The organism is Marinobacter sp. JSM 1782161 (assembly GCF_011421605.1).
GTDB lineage: Bacteria > Pseudomonadota > Gammaproteobacteria > Pseudomonadales > Oleiphilaceae > Marinobacter_A > Marinobacter_A bohaiensis.
This window is the reverse complement of sequence record NZ_WSSA01000002.1, coordinates 2,220,003-2,237,230: the sequence shown is the minus strand read 5'-3', so window position 1 is coordinate 2,237,230 and position 17,228 is coordinate 2,220,003. Positions and strand designations below refer to the sequence as shown.

The 17,228-nt window shown below is 64.2% G+C and carries 18 protein-coding genes; 5 read left to right on the top strand and 13 right to left on the bottom strand.

From position 1 onward, the window contains the following. Positions 1-2,100 carry a WD40/YVTN/BNR-like repeat-containing protein gene (locus GQB00_RS10010; protein WP_165856112.1) on the top strand — a complete coding sequence of 700 codons (2,100 nt, stop codon included), beginning with the start codon at positions 1-3 and terminating at the stop codon, positions 2,098-2,100. 64 nt (positions 2,101-2,164) lie between these two features. On the opposite strand, the gene GQB00_RS10005 is transcribed toward GQB00_RS10010, so the two are convergent. The 3 genes from GQB00_RS10005 to GQB00_RS09995 form a co-directional block, all read right to left on the bottom strand. After that, entirely contained in the window at positions 2,165-2,713 is a 549-nt protein-coding gene (locus tag GQB00_RS10005) for a zf-TFIIB domain-containing protein (protein ID WP_165856111.1), read from the bottom strand. Positions 2,714-2,864: 151 nt separating this feature from the next. Further along, positions 2,865-3,245: a DUF2750 domain-containing protein gene (locus GQB00_RS10000; RefSeq protein ID WP_165856110.1), complete on the bottom strand. Its 381-nt coding sequence runs from the start codon at positions 3,243-3,245 to the stop codon at positions 2,865-2,867. A 71-nt stretch (positions 3,246-3,316) separates the two neighbouring features. Continuing rightward, complete coding sequence (locus GQB00_RS09995) at positions 3,317-3,796, bottom strand: nucleoside deaminase (RefSeq protein ID WP_165856109.1); 480 nt, start codon at positions 3,794-3,796, stop codon at positions 3,317-3,319. A gap of 410 nt (positions 3,797-4,206) precedes the next feature. Here GQB00_RS09995 and GQB00_RS09990 point away from each other — a divergent pair, with 410 nt between their 5' ends. The 3 genes from GQB00_RS09990 to GQB00_RS09980 all read left to right on the top strand — a co-directional run bounded on the left by GQB00_RS09990 (position 4,207) and on the right by GQB00_RS09980 (position 7,396). Beyond that, complete coding sequence (locus tag GQB00_RS09990; protein WP_165856108.1) at positions 4,207-5,193, top strand: ABC transporter substrate-binding protein; 987 nt, start codon at positions 4,207-4,209, stop codon at positions 5,191-5,193. 97 nt (positions 5,194-5,290) lie between these two features. Further along, the gene (locus GQB00_RS09985; RefSeq protein ID WP_111494136.1) at positions 5,291-6,328 is read left to right on the top strand and encodes an ABC transporter permease; all 1,038 of its coding nucleotides are present in this window, start codon (positions 5,291-5,293) and stop codon (positions 6,326-6,328) included. 12 nt (positions 6,329-6,340) lie between these two features. Further along, a complete protein-coding gene (locus tag GQB00_RS09980) occupies positions 6,341-7,396 on the top strand; it encodes a quaternary amine ABC transporter ATP-binding protein (RefSeq protein WP_111494138.1) in 1,056 nt (351 codons plus the stop codon). Between the two features lie 48 nt (positions 7,397-7,444). Here GQB00_RS09980 and GQB00_RS09975 read toward each other — a convergent pair whose 3' ends face one another. The 5 genes from GQB00_RS09975 to GQB00_RS09955 all read right to left on the bottom strand — a co-directional run bounded on the left by GQB00_RS09975 (position 7,445) and on the right by GQB00_RS09955 (position 12,294). Continuing rightward, positions 7,445-8,230, bottom strand: coding sequence for a substrate-binding periplasmic protein (locus GQB00_RS09975; protein WP_165856107.1), 786 nt, complete (start codon positions 8,228-8,230; stop codon positions 7,445-7,447). Between the two features lie 116 nt (positions 8,231-8,346). Next, positions 8,347-10,293: a methyl-accepting chemotaxis protein gene (locus GQB00_RS09970; protein ID WP_165856106.1), complete on the bottom strand. Its 1,947-nt coding sequence runs from the start codon at positions 10,291-10,293 to the stop codon at positions 8,347-8,349. Between the two features lie 244 nt (positions 10,294-10,537). After that, positions 10,538-11,446 carry a dienelactone hydrolase family protein gene (locus GQB00_RS09965; RefSeq protein WP_207950655.1) on the bottom strand — a complete coding sequence of 303 codons (909 nt, stop codon included), beginning with the start codon at positions 11,444-11,446 and terminating at the stop codon, positions 10,538-10,540. Between the two features lie 83 nt (positions 11,447-11,529). Further along, positions 11,530-11,883: a VOC family protein gene (locus GQB00_RS09960; protein WP_165856104.1), complete on the bottom strand. Its 354-nt coding sequence runs from the start codon at positions 11,881-11,883 to the stop codon at positions 11,530-11,532. Between the two features lie 78 nt (positions 11,884-11,961). Next, positions 11,962-12,294, bottom strand: a complete 333-nt coding sequence (locus tag GQB00_RS09955; protein WP_111494148.1) for a YnfA family protein — start codon at positions 12,292-12,294, stop codon at positions 11,962-11,964. 131 nt (positions 12,295-12,425) lie between these two features. Here GQB00_RS09955 and GQB00_RS09950 point away from each other — a divergent pair, with 131 nt between their 5' ends. After that, positions 12,426-12,821 carry a DUF1090 domain-containing protein gene (locus tag GQB00_RS09950; RefSeq protein WP_165856103.1) on the top strand — a complete coding sequence of 132 codons (396 nt, stop codon included), beginning with the start codon at positions 12,426-12,428 and terminating at the stop codon, positions 12,819-12,821. Between the two features lie 2 nt (positions 12,822-12,823). Here the strand turns inward: GQB00_RS09950 and GQB00_RS09945 are convergent, their stop codons facing one another. The 5 genes from GQB00_RS09945 to GQB00_RS09925 all read right to left on the bottom strand — a co-directional run bounded on the left by GQB00_RS09945 (position 12,824) and on the right by GQB00_RS09925 (position 17,007). Further along, positions 12,824-13,135, bottom strand: coding sequence for a hypothetical protein (locus GQB00_RS09945; RefSeq protein WP_165856102.1), 312 nt, complete (start codon positions 13,133-13,135; stop codon positions 12,824-12,826). A gap of 31 nt (positions 13,136-13,166) precedes the next feature. Beyond that, entirely contained in the window at positions 13,167-13,700 is a 534-nt protein-coding gene (locus GQB00_RS09940) for a response regulator transcription factor (protein ID WP_165856101.1), read from the bottom strand. Next, on the bottom strand, positions 13,701-14,948 hold the full coding sequence (locus tag GQB00_RS09935; RefSeq protein ID WP_165856100.1) for a sensor histidine kinase: 1,248 nt from the start codon (positions 14,946-14,948) through the stop codon (positions 13,701-13,703). Between the two features lie 178 nt (positions 14,949-15,126). Further along, positions 15,127-15,567, bottom strand: a complete 441-nt coding sequence (locus tag GQB00_RS09930) for a copper chaperone PCu(A)C (RefSeq protein ID WP_165856099.1) — start codon at positions 15,565-15,567, stop codon at positions 15,127-15,129. 141 nt (positions 15,568-15,708) lie between these two features. Then, positions 15,709-17,007, bottom strand: coding sequence for an MFS transporter (locus GQB00_RS09925; protein ID WP_111494158.1), 1,299 nt, complete (start codon positions 17,005-17,007; stop codon positions 15,709-15,711). Positions 17,008-17,228 lie beyond the last annotated feature (221 nt).

The window sequence follows — 17,228 nt, the reverse complement described above, 5'->3', positions numbered from 1 at the left end:
ATGAAATCAAGAATCTGGATGACCGCATTACTGGCCCTGCTCGTCGCCGCGCTGATCGGCGGACTGGGCTACCGGGCCTACGTAGACGCCAACCGGCCCCAACTGACGTTTCAGGAGCGCCTGCGTGCCGGCGTCGACGGGGCGCAGGCGTACATGTTCTTCGACATCGATGATGCCGGCGGCGTGGTGGTGGCCGTGGGCGAGGCCGGACAGGTCCGGCGCTCCACCGATCAGGGCAAGACCTGGCAGGCTGTGGCCACCCCGACCGACTCGACGCTCGCCGCGGTCACCTTCGCTGACCCGCAAACGGTCTGGGCTGTGGGCCATCAGGGAACCATCCTGCGGTCCAGCGACGCCGGCCTGAACTGGAAACCGGTCACCGTATCGGCTGAGCTGCCCGAGGGCTTCGTGGCGTTCGACGTGCTGTTTACGTCGCCCGACACGGGGTACATCGCCGGGTCCGAAGGCACCCTGCTGACAACCACCGATGGAGGCGATCAGTGGGCGCCGGTCCCGTTGACGTACCGCCAGTCCGATGGCCACTTCTACAGCCTGCATCAACTCAGCTCGGGCGACATTGTCATTACCACGGCTGGTGGCTCCCTGCTCCGCCGCTCGACGGATACGGGAGAGTGGGCTCTTGAGAGCGTGGGCTGGTCCCGAGAACCCCTGTATGGGGTACTTGAGCTGGGCGACGGCTCATTGATGGCCTACGGCACCGGGGGCGGTGTCTTCCAGCGGCTGGCCGACAGCGATGACTGGGAGAAGCTCGAAGTGACCAGCGAAGCCGATTTCTACAGCGGCTTTGTCACCGGGGATGGCACCGTCGCACTGGCGGGAAATCGCGGCGTCATCATGCGCCGGATGGCCGGTGCCAAGGCCTTTTATGCGGATCCGGACCTGCCCCGGGGGGCCATTCTGGCAATGGACCGGCTGGCTGACGGGACGCTCTTGCTGGCCGGACGCGCCGGGCTGGGGCGCCGCACGACCGAGGGCTATGAGTTCGTTGGTCAGGAGGCCGGCAGTGTCGGCCAGTTCCGCAAGCGGCAGCTCCGGGCCATGCCGCTGACCCGTCATCTGCTGAGCCTGGAGGCGCATCGACCGAGCTACTGGGGGAGGCCCCGGGAACAGGCATCCGAGGTGCGCTGGTTCCAGTGGCAACTGGCCATGCGGTCCTCCGATGAGGACGGGACGTCGGCGTCGGATCTGCTGACGCCGGGGGTCTACCAGCAGGTGGCGTCGTTCCAGGAAGACCTGGCACAGCGACTGGATATCCGTCCGTCCAGGGCGCAGTCGGTCTGGTCGGGGAGCCTGGAGATGCGCCTCATGGCGGGGCGCTATCGCCGAGGCATCCTGCACGTGACGGCGGATACCGCCCGCTATGATGAACTCGGCGAGCCTGAGCGCCTGGCACTGGAGCGTCGCATCGAGGAGGGCGGTTACCAGGGGGTATACACCAGCCTGGACTACACGACCGCGTCGTTTGTGGTGGACGAAACCGATATCCGGGATCGGGTGACACCGGAAAACGCCGTCGAGCTGGCCGGCCAGGTGAACGCCCTGGCCTCCAGCGACGCGCCCTTCGAGGTAACCGGCGCGCAGCGTTTCCGTTTGCGAGTCGTTGACGCGGAACCGCAGCCCGAGAGTGCGGACGCTGCCTCAGCAAACGACGGGCCGGCTATTCAGGCGTACAGCGTGACTCTGGATCCTGAAATACGGCGCTGCGAGAGTGGGCCGGTCGTGTCCGCCGCCATGGCGTTACAGGCGCCGGTATCGGCGCTTGAAGGCACGGGGACGACATTGTCTGTTGCCGATCAGGCGAGCTGGATCCTCGCCAGTGAGGAAGAGGGCAGCTGGAAGTGGTTCGCGCCGGGCGCCACGCCGCGTTACAGCTCGGCATCCTACGGCCACTGGGGGGACGATGAATGCCCCAGTGTGGTGATGCTGGTCTACCCGAAACCCGGCTCCAGGGACCTGCGCCCGGCGCTTGCTGATGCCATCGACAAGACGCTGGCGAGTGCGGATTCCGGCCTGACGCCGAAGGATCTGGTGATCAAGGCGTACGCCCTGGAGCGCACGGCTTTCCCCGCCCAGCCGTGAGCGGACGGGCCCGCCTTTCGGGCGGGCCATTGGCTACTTTGTGGGGGCGTGCTGAAGCCGGGCTTCAGCGCACCGCCGAGTAGGGATCCTCGGCCAGGATGTAAGCACGCAGGTCGGCCCTGTTAGCGTTATTGCGCAGCCACTCACGGACGTCGCGGGCCTTGCGGTAGTCGTCTTCGCCAAACCGCTCCTGATAGATGTCCTCAAAGGTTTCCCGGGCGCTTTGCGTGCGAATGGCCTGCTGCCACTGGTCGGTGAAAATCCGGTTCAGGGAGCCGGCCAGGTTGGCCAGTTTGAGGTAGGTCCACTCGCCCTTGTCCATCCAGATACCACCAACCCTGGGGCTGTAGTCCAGCTTGTGGTCGCTGTCGTTGGCGATGTGGTACTTGTGCATGATGGCGCCGGTGGCCGGGCACAGCAGCGCGTGCTGGGTATCTTCAATCTCGAAGTCGGCGTGCTCAGCGACCGTGAACTCCGGATTGTTTTCCTTCCAGGCCACGTAATCCTCGACCAGCAGCCAGTCGCCGCCGCAGTGATTGCAGGCGTGAGATCTCAGTTGGGGCTCCAGAAAGTTCGGGATCAGTTTGCCCTGTTTGCAGCTTGTGCAGTTCATGGTGGGTTCCTTGTTGTTGCGGCTCATCGTCCTTGGCAGGTTCGTTGGCGGCGTCGCGCGCCGCCGGTCTTCATGCTATCCAAAGGCTGCGCTGCCCGCCCGGCCGACCCTGTAAACATTTGTTATGGATCGGTCCCGGACAGGGGGCGAGTCAAAAGCTCATCTCATCCTGCAGGTCTTTCTTCACATCCTCCGGCTCGGCAATCCACAGGGTGCCGTCGTTGCCCGGAAATACGCCGATCTCCAGGCCGTCCCGGGTCAGACCGGGGACCCATTTCCTGAAAAATTCAGGCAGGGACAGGCTTTTCGGGACAAGTCCGTCGGAACCCGCGGCATAGTCGGCGGCAAAGGCTTCGGTCGGCCAGACCGGCAGGTAGGCGACGCCGTCCTCGTCGGACACGATTTTCAGGAACTGGTTGTCGCCGTTGACGAGGATCCAGATTTCCCGCTCTTCCATGACGGTGTCGAGGAAGTAGTCGAAACGTTCCTCGCCGTCGAGTTCGAGGATGGTCTGTCGGGGTTCTTGATTCATGGGGAGGCTCTCTCGTCGGTCGGGTCGGTGCGTGGCCCAATATACCACGGCGAAGGGCTCCCGGTCCGGGATCAGCCGGCCCTGTGCAGGCGTCGATGCAGATCGCGGACGGCCTCGGCGAGCGCCGGCTCCGGCCCATCCGTCGTCACGCCCGGCACGATGTCGCCGATCGGCAGGGGGCGCACCGGCGCGGCGGCCACGCCGAGTTCGGTCAGCCACTCGGTCAGCTGGGCGGAGGAACTGGCGTAGACAATCCGGCCCAGGCCGACCCAGCCGTGGGCCGCCGCGCACATGGGGCAGTGTTCGCCGGACGTGTAGACCGTGGCTCGGGCCCGTTCCGCCGGTGCCAGATGCGCCGCTGCCCAGCGGGCGATCTCGAATTCCGGGTGGCGCGTGTGGTCGCCCGAGGCCACGTGGTTGTGGTCCTCGAACAGAACTTCACCATTGCCGGAGACGAGCACCGAGCCGAAGGGCTCGTCGCCGGCTTCCAGTGCCTGGGTGGCCAGTTCCACGCAGCGGCGCAGATGTACTTTGTCGGTGTTGTCGATCATGCGTTCTCCTGTTGAAGAGGGCTCCGGCATGGATGGTGCTCTGTGCAGAATGCATGGAAGTAAGCGAATGCTTACGGACCACCGGAGATTTTTTGAGTTCTAAGTAATTCTGGCATGCCAAGGGTGCTATAAGCACGCTGTTAGCGATAGTGATCACTTGCTTTTTTGTGGTTTTTGGCGTCGAAATGTTGCCATCCGCTTGCATCTTGATGAGAAATGCTTAACCTTGGTCGCGAACTTTTGCGAAAGGCATTTGCTTTGAGGCTTAAAAAACCTCCAACACTTCCCTCCCTGTTTCCGATCGTTTAACGATCAGGGGCCGTCTGTCGGGCCTGTCATCCTGTGTTATCCCGAAGCACCTGAAAACCGATTAAAAAGTCCCCTAAAACTTCCAAAATAAGGATCAAGCTATGCGTAAGCTGACTCAAGCGGCTTTGCTGTGCGCGGCTGCTCTTCCCACGATTGCACTTCCGTCCCTGGCGCAAGCCGATGAGTGCGGTGAAGTTTCCATCACCCAGATGAACTGGGCCTCCAACGAGGTGGTCACCAACGTGGCCAAGTTCCTCATGGAGCAGGGCTACGGTTGTGATGTGTCGGTGGTTCCGTCCGACACCGTGCCGGCCATCACCTCCGTCGCCGAGAACGGCGAGCCGGACATCGTCACCGAACTGTGGGTCAACTCCACGGGCAAGGTCTTCGACCGTCTGGAATCCGAAGGCAAGATCGAGCGTCTGGGCAAGGTCCTGCGCCCGGGTGGTGTTGAAGGCTGGTGGATCCCGACCTACCTGGCCGAAGAGCATCCCGAGCTGAAAACCATCGAAGGCGTGATGGCGCATCCTGAGCTGGTGGGTAACCGTTTCAACAACTGTCCGGACGGCTGGGGTTGCCGTGTGGTCAGCGACAACCTGATCCGCGCCCTGGACCTCGAGTCCTCCGGCATCGAAGTGTTCAACCACGGTTCCGGTGAAACCCTGGCGTCCTCCATGGGCTCCGCCTACGAGAACCAGGAGCCCTGGTTCGGCTACTACTGGGGCCCGACCGTGCCGCTGGGCAAGTACGACATGACCAAAGTGGACATGGGCGAGTACAAGCCGGAGGTGCACGAAGCCAACCAGACGCCGGATGCCGAGAACCCGGGTGTCTCCGCGTTCCCGGCGGCGCCGGTCCTGACCGCCGTCACCACCGACTTCAAGGAGCGTGAGCCGGCCGTTGCCGACATGCTGAGCAAGCTGCACTTCAAGACCAGCGAGATGAGTGCCCTGCTGGCCTGGAAGGATGCCAACAGCGCGTCCGGCGAGGAAGCGGCTGTGTACTTCCTGCAGAACAACCCGGACACCTGGTCCCAGTGGCTGAACGATTCCGCACGCGAGAATCTGTCGGCCCTGCTGAACAACTGATCAGGCTGGTTCGACCGGGTGGGAGTCTTTGCTCCCGCCCGATCTCCTCTCTTTCCCCTATCCATCATCTGGCGGCTTCGTCCGCGGACATAACACCATGGCAACCTACGATTTTCTCTTCTCGTCTCTCGGGCTCAGCGAGTGGTGTTCCGAGAGTGAGAGCAGCGCGCCGACCTCCATGGCGGACCTGCTCTCCAAAACCCAGGGCAAGGAAGCCGCGACCGACACCAGCATCTGGGACCTGCCGTTCCCGTCCATGGATGCGCTCAACAAATCCTGTTCCGCCTTTCCCCAGTCCCGGGATCTGACCCAGGGCCTGGAGCAGGGCTTCCTGAATATCAAGGACGGCCTCAGCGTCGTGCTGGACCCCATCACCCAGCCGTTGAGCTGGGCCCTGGACGGCGCCCTCTACGGCATGCTGCACACCCCCTGGTGGATCGTCATTCCGGTGCTGATGGCCATCGTTTTCGTGGTCACCCGTTCCTGGAAACTGGTATCGCTGGTGGCCGGGAGCATCATGCTGCTGTCGTTCATCGACTACTACGACTACGCCATGCAGACGCTCTCCATTATCTTCGTCTGCGCGTTTATCTGTGTGCTCATCGGTATTCCCATCGGCATCGCCATGTCCCGCAGCAACATGATGCAGCGGCTGACGATCCCGGTACTGGACATGCTCCAGACCCTGCCGCCGTTCGTGTACCTGATTCCGCTGATCTTCCTGTTCAGCGTGACCGAGTCCAAGCTCTACGGCATCGCCATCATTCTTTATGCCATCGTCCCGGTGGTGCGCCTGACCAACCTGGGCATCCGCCTGGTGGACACTGATGTGATCGAGGCCGCCGATGCCTTCGGCATGACCCCGCGGCAGAAGCTGTTCAAGGTGCAGATCCCGCTGGCGCTGCCCAACATCATGGCCGGCGTGAACCAGACCATCATGATGAGTCTGGCGATGGTGGTTATTGCCTCGCTGGTGTCCGCACCGGGGCTGGGCGTACTGGTCCTGCGCGGTATCCGCAACCTGGAACTGGGTGTGGGGCTGGTGTCCGGCCTCGGCATCGTGATCCTGGCGGTGATCCTGGACCGGGTGACCAAGGCATCTCTGGCGCGCATCAACGCCGCCCAGTCGCAGTAGGGAGGAATCATCGTGTCAGAGAACATCAAGATCTCGATCAAGAACCTGTACAAGATCTTCGGCGCCGAGCCGGAACTGGCCCTGGAGCACGTCAAGAAGGGCATGGGCAAGGCCGAACTGCAGGAACGCTTCAATCACGTGCTGGGTCTGCGCGACATCAACATCGATATGCGCGAAGGCGAGATCACCGTGATCATGGGGCTGTCCGGGTCCGGTAAATCGACCCTGATCCGCCACGTCAACCGGCTGATCGAGCCCACCGCCGGCCAGATCGTCGCGGACGGCCAGGACGTGCTGCAGAAAAGCCAGGACGAGCTGCGCCAGATGCGCCGCGAGCACATGTCGATGGTGTTCCAGAAGTTCGGTCTGCTGCCGCACCGGACCGTGCTGGAGAACGCCGGCATGGCGATGGATGTGCGCGGTGTCACCACCCGTGACTTCGAGGCGGATGCCCGCCACTGGCTGGCCCGGGTGGGGCTGGAAGGCAACGAGGAGCAGTACCCGCACCAGCTTTCGGGTGGCATGCAGCAGCGTGTCGGCATTGCCCGGGCGCTGGTCTCCAACGCGCCCATCATGCTGATGGACGAGGCTTTCTCGGCGCTGGACCCGCTGATCCGGTCGGACATGCAGGACCTGCTGCTGGAACTGCAGGAAGAGCTGCACAAGACCATCGTGTTCATCACCCACGATCTGGACGAGGCGCTCAAGCTGGCGGACCACCTGGTGATCCTCAAGGACGGCGAGGTGGTGCAGCAGGGCGATCCGCAGCACATCCTGATGAACCCGAACGATCCCTACATCGTCGACTTCATCTCCGACATCAACCGCGCCCGCGTGCTGCGCGTGCGTTCGGTGATGACACCGGGGCTGCCTGCCGGCGATGGCTTTGCCGGCGACCTGGTCGAGACCGACAACCTGGAATCCGTGCTGGGCCGCTCCGGCGGCGACACCAGCCTGAGCTTCCGGGTGGTGCGGGACGGCGAGCCGGTCGGTACCCTCGACATGAAGGACCTCACCCGGGCGCTGGTGCCCACCTCCGCTTCGGAGGAACGCACCCAGGCCCGATAGGGTCGAGCGACGGCCGGTTCGTCCGATCGCGGCCGTGTGGCGCGGCCATCAAAGCCCGTAGCGTGCCTCGATCGCCTGGACGGTGCCGTCCTGGCGAGCGTCGTCCAGGGCTTCCTGCAGGCGGGCGACCTGGGCCGGGTCCGTCTGCTTGCTGATGGCGAGATAGAAAGGCGTCTCGCCGAACGACAGCACCGGCCGAAGCCCGGTGATGCCCGCTTCCTGTTCGGCAATCAACGGGCCGGTCAAACCATCGGTGGCCCAGAGGTCGATCTGGCCTTGGGCCAGCCGCAACGGGTTCTGACGGTCGATACCCGAGGTAATCACGTCCAGGCCCTGCTCCGACAGGTACTTGCTGATAATCCCGCCCTTGTAGCCCCCGATCTTCAGCCCGCGGGCGTCGTCCAGCGCGGCCAGGGTCCGCGTCGAATCCGGCGCGGCAAACAGCGTCCAGCGCATTTGCGCCAGCGGGCCGACCCACTGGAAGCTGTCCTCGCGCTCGGCGTTGCGGGCGGTGCAGAACAGGGCGTGGTCGGCGTGTTCCTGGACCCACTTGTAGCCGAAGTTCCACTCGCGGATCTTCATGGCGTAGCTGTAACCGGCTCGCGCCATGATGACTTTGACGATATCCGTACACAGCCCGCCGATGTCCTCCGCCTTGTGGGCGTAACTCTGACCGGACTGGGAAATGCTGTAGGGCGGGTAGTTGTCGGTGAAGATGTGGAAATCCACGGCCGCCCGGGTGGGCGTGGCCGCCAACAGGGCCAGCAGCAGGGAAGCCGGCCGCAGCCAGCGGGACAGACGTGTCGCGGCGGGGCGGTACGTCGCTTTGGGCATGGGTGTGTTCCTCCGGGTCGGGCTTGTCGAATCCGTTTCGACCGACCGCCGGCGAGCGCCGACGATCGGATGACCGTATCGTTCCCTGGTTGCTCAGGGAGCGGATGAAAGGGGCCTCAGGTCCTGAAGCGCTGCACCAGGCCGTTGAGCTCGTCGGACAGCGTGGTCAGGCTTCTGGCATCGCCGCTGGTGGCCTGGGCCAGTTCGGCCACCTGCTGGGCATCGCCGTGGATGTGGCTGATGTGCTGGTTGATGTCTTCCGCCACCTGATGCTGCTCCTCCGCCGCCGTGGCGATCTGGGTGTTCATGTCCCGGATCACGTCCACCGATTCGCGGATGCGCTCGAAGCTCTCGCGGGTGAGGTTGATCTGGCTGACCGTGTCCCGGGACACGTCCAGGCTGGCGTCCATTTGCTGGGCCATGTCGTGGGTGCGCGCAAGCAGGTTGCCCAGCAGGGTGTCGATTTCGGTGGTGGAGTCCGAGGTGCGTGCTGCCAAAGAGCGAACCTCTTCGGCCACCACGGCAAAACCGCGTCCCTGCTCGCCGGCCCGGGCGGCCTCGATGGCCGCGTTCAGGGCCAGCAGATTGGTCTGCTCGGCGATGCCGCGAATGGTGTCGAGAATGGACTGGATCGCGCTGCTCTCATTGGCCAGTTGGCGCATGGACTCCGCTGAGCTCTCGATTTCGCCGCTGAGTCGGTCGACGCTGCTGACCGCCGCATCGATCTGGCGCTGGCCGTCGTGGGCCTGACTCTGGCCGGTTTCGGCCGAGGTTGCGGCCTGGGTGCAGGACTTGGCCACTTCGTTGGACGTGGCGACCATCTCGTGGAAAGCCGTGGACACCATCTCCACCGCTTCGCGCTGACGCGAGGCGGCTTCCGCCATTTTCACCGAGACGCCGGTGGAGTGATCCGAGGTGCTGTTGATCTGCGCGGCCGCGTGGCCGATGCGTTGCACCAGGTCGCGGATGGAGCCCAGGAACTGGTTGAACCAGCCCGCCAGATTGGCGGTTTCGTCGCGTCCACGCACGGGCAGGTCGGTGGTCAGGTCGCCCTCGCCCTGGGCAATGCCCTCCAGTCCCTGGGTCACCGCGCGGATCGGCCGCACGATCATATTGGCGAAGAAGGCGCCGACCACCGCAAACAGCAACGCCAGACCCGCCGCCATGCCGACGATCAGCCAGGTCAGGTGGGTCGCGCTGCTCATCACCTCATCCTGCTGGATCAGCCCGATAAAACGCCAGCCGAGGGCGTTCGACGACCAGACGTTGGCCATGTAACGTTCGCCGTCGATCTCCAGCGACACCAGGCCCGGTTTGGCGTCCACCAGGGGCGCGTAATCGTCGCCGATGGCTCCGAGCTGCTTGAAGTTATGGTCCGGCTCGCGCGGATCCACTAGCACGTTGCCGTTGCCCTCCACCAGCATCAGGTACCCGCTCTCGCCCAGCCTGATCTGCTTGACGATGTCGGTGAGCTGTTTGAGGGAGACATCGATGTTGACCACGCCCCCGTTGTGCCCGAGATCGTTGCCGAAGATGCGTACCGTGCTGATCAGCGACACGTCATCCGCCGCCCAGTAGTAAGCGTTGGTGCGGAAGGTTTCACCGGGTTTGGCCATGGCGCTCTGGTACCAGGGGCGTGAGCGCGGATCGTAGTCGCTGAGCTCCCCGCCCGGCCAGAACAGGTAGCCACCATCCCTGACACCCAGCTGGATGTAGGCGTACGCCGGATGGCTCTGCGCCAGCTCGTCGAAAAGTTGGAAGATGTCGGCGTCCTGTTCGCCGGGAGGCCGCTGCGCGGCGTCCTTGTCGAGGTAACGCTTGAGGCCGCCTTCATGAATGTTTTCCAGCAACGGATGCTGGGCGAGGTAGTTCACATTCTGTTCGATAGCCTGGAAGAACAACGTCATGGCGTTGTCCACCTGCCGGATCTCCCGGCTGCTGCTATCGAGGAAACCCTGCCGCGCCTCGTCGCGCAGGCTCATCACAATCAATACGGCCACCAGGATCAACGGCACACAGGCGATTACCGAGAAGGCCAGGGTCAGTTTCTGCTTGATATTCATTATTCACGCTTCTCCAGCACGACAACACAACGCTCAAGAGAGACTACAGCTATTACGGTAATATGGTATACCAAAAATGTTGACAATATGTATCGAAATTAGCGGGGCTGTTGAAGTCAGGCTGTGATGGGCGTTCTGCACATGGCGGCGGGCGTCCCGGATGGGGCAGTCCCGGGACAGTACCGGTAGGCTTGGGGGATAGCCCGAGGCCGCGTCCTGGCGGCTTCGGGGCTCGAAAGCTGTCTTAGCTCAGATGTTCGGCGAAGAAGTCCAGCGTCCGCGACCAGGCCAGCTCCGCTTCCTCTTCCGAGTAGCGGCCGGTGGAGTCGTTGTGGAAGCCGTGGTTGACGCCGTCGTAGGTGTGCGCGGTGTAGTCCACGCCATGAGTCTTCAGGTTGGCTTCGTAATCCGGCCAGGTGGCGTTGACCCGATTGTCGAGGCCGGCGAAGTGCAGCATCAGCGGGGCGCGGATTCCGCTTTGCAGGGAGGCGTCGGCGGGGGTGCCGTAGAAGGGAACGGCGGCGTCCAGGTCGTCGCCCAGGGTGGCGGCGAGCATGTTGGAGATGTAACCGCCGAAACAGAAGCCGACAGCGCCCAGCTTGCCGTTGCTGAGTTTATGGGCCCTGAGGAAGCGGGCCGCGGCGATGAAGTCTTCCTCGATCCTGGCCCGGTCGAGACTGGCCTGCAGGGCGCGCCCTTCGTCGTCGTTCCCCGGATACCCGCCGACCGGATACAGCGCATCCGGCGCGAAGGCCACGTAGCCCTTGATGGCCAGGCGCCGCGCCACGTCCTCGATGTATGGATTCAGGCCCCGGTTCTCGTGGGCCACCAGCACCACCGGCGCCGTTCCCGCGAGAGCATCCGGCACTACGAGGTAGCCGCGCCCCTCGCCATGGCCCAGCGGCGACGGGAACAGGGTGTAGGTCGCGGTGATCCGGTCGTCGTTGAACGACACCTGTTCCGCCTCAGCGTAGTTGGGCATCAGCGCCGAGGTCAGCACGCTCATGCTGAAGCCCAGCGCCGTCAGGGTACCGAGCTTGTTGATGAAGGTCCGGCGATCCATCAGCCCGTGGGCATAGGCGTCGTACCAATCGAAGGCTTCCTGCGGAATAGGGCGGGGGGCTTCGTCGGAAGGCGAATGCTGGGTTGCCATGATTCCTTTCTCCATGCGGACCGGGGGGATGCCGTCAAGCGCGGCTTCTTCAGTGTAGGTGCAAACCGGGTGGTTATGGGGCGCTAGTCGCTGTGCACCAGAATATTAACCAGCCGCCCGAACGGGTCGCGGACAAAGAACCGGCGCACGCCCCAGGGTTCGCTGACCGGGCCGTATTCGATGGGTATATCGGCGGCCTGGAATCGGGCCCGGGCGGTGTCGAGGTCGTCCACTTCGATGGACAGGTCAGGCACCGGCGTGCCCGAACCGCCTTCACGGCCGAAGCTGAGCTGGACCATCATCTTTTCCTGTGATCCATAGGTCTGGAACCAGCCGTGATCCATCAGCCGTTCCAGCCCCAGGATGTCGCCGTAGAAGGCCTGGGCGGCGTCGAAGTCCGCTGTGGTGATGTTGGCCATGATGCGTCGGACTTTCATTCGTTCCTCCGTGAGCGATCGTTCTGTTGATGGATCCCCCCGGCAGTGTAGACGAGCAACACTCGTTGCCAATGGCCATCAGCTACCGCGGGGAGCAAACATGATGATGGCCATCCCGAGTAGCGCGACGGCGGAACCCACCAGATCCCAGACCGTCGGGCGAATGCCGTCCACCGCCCACAGCCACAGGATAGCCATGAAAATGTAGACGCCGCCGTAGGCCGCGTAGACTCGTCCCGCCGCGGTCGGATGCAGTGACAGCAGCCAGGCGAAGGCCGCCAGGCTGAGGGCGCCCGGTACCAGCAGCCAGATGCTCCGGCCTTCGCGCAGCCAGAGGTAGGGCAGGTAGCAGCCAACAATTTCGGCCAGGGCGGTGACCAGGAACAGGGCGAGGGTTTTCAGTTCAGGCAACAGCGGATCTCCGGGTTCGGGCGAGCGTCATGCGGTTGAGCATACACGATGGTGCCGGCTCTATGATTTTCCCCGTGATGCTGCTAGTAATGGCTGACGCCCAAATCCGAAGACAGAATAAGGACGTTAGAATGCGACGAGTTCCGGGAAAATGGATTGCCACACTCCTGTTGTTGGGCACGACCACCGCGATCCAGGCGGGCCCTCTGTGCGACGCCAGGGAGGCCAACGTACAAAGCCAGCTGGACGCCGCCCGGCAGCAGGGCAACGCTCACCGCGTCGACGGCCTGGAGCAGGCGCTGGCGAGCATCCAGACGCATTGCCGCGATCAGGATCTCCTGGAAGATGCCGAGGACGAACTCCGCGAGAGCATGGATGAAGTGGACGAGCGTCAGCGGGAGCTGGAAGAAGCCCTGGAAAAGGGCGACCGCGACAAGATCGAAAAACGCCGTGACAAACTGCAGGAAGCGACCGCGGAGCTTGAGGCGCATACGCGGGAACTGGAGGCGCTGCGGGGCAAACTGTAATGTCAGTCGGGCGTTGAGCGTTGTTCAGCGCCGCGGTCCAGCCGCTGTCGATTCCCCGCCAGAAATCCCAGCCCTTCCCCGTCGGGTGCCGGGCACGACTGCGCATCCGGCCGGCCGAGATGCGCCTGAAACGCCGCCGTCAGGTACACCGTCAACTCACATTGGACACCGCCGGACCGGTGCCGGTAGCCGGCCGCCATGTCCGGCGGCTGACCGGCCCGCTGGTAGACAGCGGACAGCGTCTCCTCCAGCTCGTTCAAACGCGGCTGGGCCAGCAGGGCGTCCCCCAGGGGGATGGCGTACCAGTCGGTCACGGGCCTCTCCTTCGGTCGGCGTTGCTTCGGTCTACTCACGCCACAGCGAATGTTTGTTCAGTTTGCGCTGCAGGGTGCGGCGATGCATGTTCAGCGCGCGGGCGGTGGCCGAGACGTTGCCCTGGTTGGCGTTCAGCACGCGCTGGATGTGCTCCCACTCCATCTCCTGGATCGATGGCGGCAGGTCGCGCAGGGGGCGCGGTGCCTTGAGTTCGTCGAAGCCGGCGATCAGTTGCGTGGCGGTGACCGGCTTGCACAGGTAGTTGACGGCGCCGCGCCGGATGGCCTCGACCGCCGTGGCAATACTCCCGTAACCGGTCAGCACCAGCACTTTCATGCGCGGATTGCGCGACAGCAGTTCCGGCAACAGGCGCAGGCCACTCTCGCCGGCCAGGTTCAGGTCCAGGACGCACCGGGTGAAGACGTGCTCCGCCGTTTTCACGATGGCAGCGTCCGGCGTGTGCGCGATGGCGCTGTTCACGCCGTGGCGTTTCAGTGAGCGCTGCAGCACCTGCAGGAAAGCGTCGTCGTCATCGACGAGCAGCCAGTTGGGGGATTCGTCCATTCAGTCTCCGTGCGGCGCGTGGGGCAGTTCGATGATCATGGTCGTACCCCGGGGTGTCGATATGGCCTTAAGGGTTCCCCCCAGACGCTGGATGGTGGCGTTGGAGAGGAGCAGACCCACCCCCAGGCCCTGCTCGGACCGGACGACATCGTTGCCCAGGCCGGCCTCATCCAGCCGGTCCGATCCGCTGCCCCGGTCCTCCACCACGATCGCCACCGCCGATTCCCCGGTTTCCCGAACACTGACCGCGACCCAGTCGGGGCTGGCGGAAAGCGCATTGTCCACCAGGTTGAGTATGGCCTGATCGAGCGTCGCGTCCACGGCAATCGCCGTCGTCGGGAAGGGGCGACGCCACTCGATGGCGCCGGAGGGCCACAGCAGGGTGGCGGATTCCATCAGCCGGGCCATCCAGCGATCAGCGCCGATGCGTTCCGTGCGGGCCGAGCGGACCTGCACGGCGGCGTCGGAAAGCTGTTGGAGGTGATCGCAGCACAGGTTGATCTGCTGTTCCATGAGGTCCAGGTCTTCGCGTTCGCTGTGCGGGGGCCGGTTGGCACGCATTTCCTCAATCAGCAGCGCGACGGTGTTCAGCGGAGTGCCCAGACGATGGGCCACGCCGGCGGCGGAAAGCCCCAGCGCGATGACCTGCTCGTCTCGAAGCCGCGCTTCACGGGTGCGGGACAGCTGAGTCTGCTGCTCCCGGATCTGCCGGACCAGGGCGCCCACCACCAGCAGCAGGATCACGGCGGTCAGCGCGAACGCCACGCCCATACCCAACAGGTGCAACTGCGCCAGATCGCCGCTGTGATGGTGCCCGGCCATTGATGACGGCCAGCGCATCTGCACCGCGTAGGCGAGGATGCCGATCAGGGTCAGACCGATACCCTGGCGCAGGGGCAGCAGCACGATGCCCACGGCGATGGGGAGCAGCAGCAGGGACGTCAGGGGGTTGGCGTAGCCACCGGTGAGCAACAGCCAGCCGGCGATCAGCGCCAGATCGGTCACCAGGGATGCGCCGACAACCCAGGCGGTGGTGGGCGGGCGCCGCACGAACCAGGTGTAGCTCAGCGCCGAGAACGCCGCGTAGAGCGCACACAGCATCAGCGCCGACAGGGTGAAGTAGCGCGGCACGACGGTGTGCGTCACGACCAGGGTGACCAGTTGCATCCCCACCACCGACAGACGCATGGCCAGGAGGTAACGGGAGGCGCGCCGATAGCCGCTTTGCGATTGAGTGAGCCATTCCATGGCCGGCATTCTAGCCGGTTTGCGCGGTCAGGGGCGTGTCCGGTGTTGGCCCCGCGCGCGACATGATGTCGCAGGCGCGCTGGAGCGGTTGTGCCCGGGAGATCCGGATATTCATCCGCCGACAGCGCTGCCTTAGCCGTGGAGGGCGGCCCCGGGCCCTGTGGTCCGGCCATTGGCCTCACATGTCGGCGGGGGAGACGGCTTCGAAGGTGACCGGCATGGCCGGGTGCTGCTCGAACTCGAGCGTGATGGTGACCTGTTCGCCGATGGCCAGCGGCGCCGAGCGTTTCATGAGCATCAGGTGGTAGCCGGACGGGGCAAAGTCGATGTCTTCGCCGGCCGCGACCTCCAGGCTGGGCACGGCGTGCATGTGCGCCATGCCGTCCTTCTCCATGCTCTTGTGCATCATCACCTGTCCGAAGGCGTCGCTGGACGCGCCCACCAGGGTGACGGTGCGGTCCGAGCCATTATGCAGACTGAAATACCCCGCGCTGGGCACGTCCCCTGGCAGCAGTCGCACCCGGGCGTCGGATACGTCGATGTCGCCGGCGTGGGCGAGCGGCGAGAGCAGTGTAAAGGCGGTGGCGCCTGCCAGCAGGGTTCTGGAGAGACGGTGCATTGCGGGCTCCTTGATTCGGGCTTTGGGGCGCCGGGCCCCGGACATTCAACGCCCAATCTAATGCCTTGCCCCGGCGACGCCCATGCGGTGCGACATTATGTCCCAGGCGCCGTTCGCTTCTCACCGTCAGCCACCGGGGCGTCAATCTCGCGTGGGGTCCGTATCCGCTGGTTCCGGAGCTTGCGGTTCCTCATCCGCCGGATGCTCCTCAAAATCGGGATTGCGCGGGTCCAGGTCGGCCATGGCGATGGCCACCTCCGGCGTGGTCATGTAGTAGTGCTCCTGCTCATCGACGCTTGGATGCCTGCGGCGACCCGGGCCGACGACCATGAACAGCATCAACAGCCCCAGGATCGTCGCGTTGCTGATGAACAGGCCCGCCGGCCCCAGCCACTCCATGGCCATGGAGCTGACCACCGGCCCGATGCAGCTGCCGATGCCGTAGCTGAGCAGCAGGGCGGTGCTGGCGGCGGTGATCTGGTGGCTGTCCATCAGGTCGTTGCTGATGGCGACAGCGATGGGGTAGAGCGTGGCGCTGATGCCCATGTACAGCCCCACGATGATCACCAACAGCCAGGCGTTCAGCCCGCCGATCAGCGCCACGGCAAGGCTGCAACCGGCGGCCACCAACGCCGTCACCAGCATCACCCGGTAGCGGTCGAAGTGATCGCACAGCCGCCCCACGGGCCAGGCCAGGATCATGGCCGCGACAATGGCCGAGGCCATGAAGTCGGAGACCTGGCTCACATTGAGCCCGATGCGGTTGGCATATACCGGCCCCATGGCGTAGAAAGCGCTGATCAGCAGCCCCGCTACCAGCGATCCCAGGGTGCCCACCGGCGATTTGCCGTAAAGTCGCCGGAGTGACATGCGATCGCCCCGGACCACCGTCGGTGACTCCCGACGCGTAAGTGACAGCGGGACCACCGCCAGGGCCACCAGGATGGCCGCCAGGGAAAACGGAATATAGCCGGCCGGATCGCCGACCCGGATCAGCACCTGGCCGCCGGCGGTCGAGAGAAAAAAGACGATCTGGTACACGGCAAACAGGCTGGCCCGGTTGCGGTTGTCCGCCTTGCTGCTGAACCAGCTTTCCATGACGATCATCAGCCCGGCCATGACAAAGCCGCCGACCGCCCGCAGTCCGCCCCACAGGCCGGCCTGCACCGCCATCGGATAGATCAGCACGGACGCCGCCAGGATTGCCGCGAACACCGCGAACGCGCGAACGTGCCCGACGCGTTCGATGATGCGCCCGGCAAACAGCGTCCCGGCGACGAAACCGAACGAATAGAACACCAGAATCCAGCCGATCACCCCGGGGCTGATGCCCTCGATACTCAGTCGCAGGCCGAGCAGCGTCATCAGGAAGGCGTTGCCGCCGATCAGCAGGATGATGCTGAAAATAAGCGAAGACAGGGTCTTTGCCGTTCGGGTCATCGAGACTCCCCTGGCCGGTCTGGTGAATGAAATCGGTCGCTACCCCAGTATGGTAAAGGCCGCCAGGCCTGCCACGGCAATCCGTGATAACGGGTATGTCGCCCGCGCATTCACGGAAACAGGCGCGCGTTCCGAGTGCCGCGATTTCCCACCTGTCTCTCATGTGCGTTTTTAATTCATTGAATATGCGAATAAATCCAGGTCAAGCCTCGCTTCAAACT

Excerpts from the sequence above, each read along its gene's own strand:
- GQB00_RS10010 (WP_165856112.1), top strand. The coding sequence starts at position 1 with ATGAAATCAAGAATCTGGATGACCGCATTACTGGCCCTGCTCGTCGCC.
- GQB00_RS10005 (WP_165856111.1), bottom strand. The coding sequence starts at position 2,713 with ATGAACTGCACAAGCTGCAAACAGGGCAAACTGATCCCGAACTTTCTG.
- GQB00_RS10000 (WP_165856110.1), bottom strand. The coding sequence starts at position 3,245 with ATGAATCAAGAACCCCGACAGACCATCCTCGAACTCGACGGCGAGGAA.
- GQB00_RS09995 (WP_165856109.1), bottom strand. The coding sequence starts at position 3,796 with ATGATCGACAACACCGACAAAGTACATCTGCGCCGCTGCGTGGAACTG.
- GQB00_RS09990 (WP_165856108.1), top strand. The coding sequence starts at position 4,207 with ATGCGTAAGCTGACTCAAGCGGCTTTGCTGTGCGCGGCTGCTCTTCCC.
- GQB00_RS09985 (WP_111494136.1), top strand. The coding sequence starts at position 5,291 with ATGGCAACCTACGATTTTCTCTTCTCGTCTCTCGGGCTCAGCGAGTGG.
- GQB00_RS09975 (WP_165856107.1), bottom strand. The coding sequence starts at position 8,230 with ATGCCCAAAGCGACGTACCGCCCCGCCGCGACACGTCTGTCCCGCTGG.
- GQB00_RS09970 (WP_165856106.1), bottom strand. The coding sequence starts at position 10,293 with ATGAATATCAAGCAGAAACTGACCCTGGCCTTCTCGGTAATCGCCTGT.
- GQB00_RS09965 (WP_207950655.1), bottom strand. The coding sequence starts at position 11,446 with ATGGCAACCCAGCATTCGCCTTCCGACGAAGCCCCCCGCCCTATTCCG.
- GQB00_RS09960 (WP_165856104.1), bottom strand. The coding sequence starts at position 11,883 with ATGAAAGTCCGACGCATCATGGCCAACATCACCACAGCGGACTTCGAC.
- GQB00_RS09950 (WP_165856103.1), top strand. The coding sequence starts at position 12,426 with ATGCGACGAGTTCCGGGAAAATGGATTGCCACACTCCTGTTGTTGGGC.
- GQB00_RS09940 (WP_165856101.1), bottom strand. The coding sequence starts at position 13,700 with ATGGACGAATCCCCCAACTGGCTGCTCGTCGATGACGACGACGCTTTC.
- GQB00_RS09935 (WP_165856100.1), bottom strand. The coding sequence starts at position 14,948 with ATGGAATGGCTCACTCAATCGCAAAGCGGCTATCGGCGCGCCTCCCGT.
- GQB00_RS09930 (WP_165856099.1), bottom strand. The coding sequence starts at position 15,567 with ATGCACCGTCTCTCCAGAACCCTGCTGGCAGGCGCCACCGCCTTTACA.
- GQB00_RS09925 (WP_111494158.1), bottom strand. The coding sequence starts at position 17,007 with ATGACCCGAACGGCAAAGACCCTGTCTTCGCTTATTTTCAGCATCATC.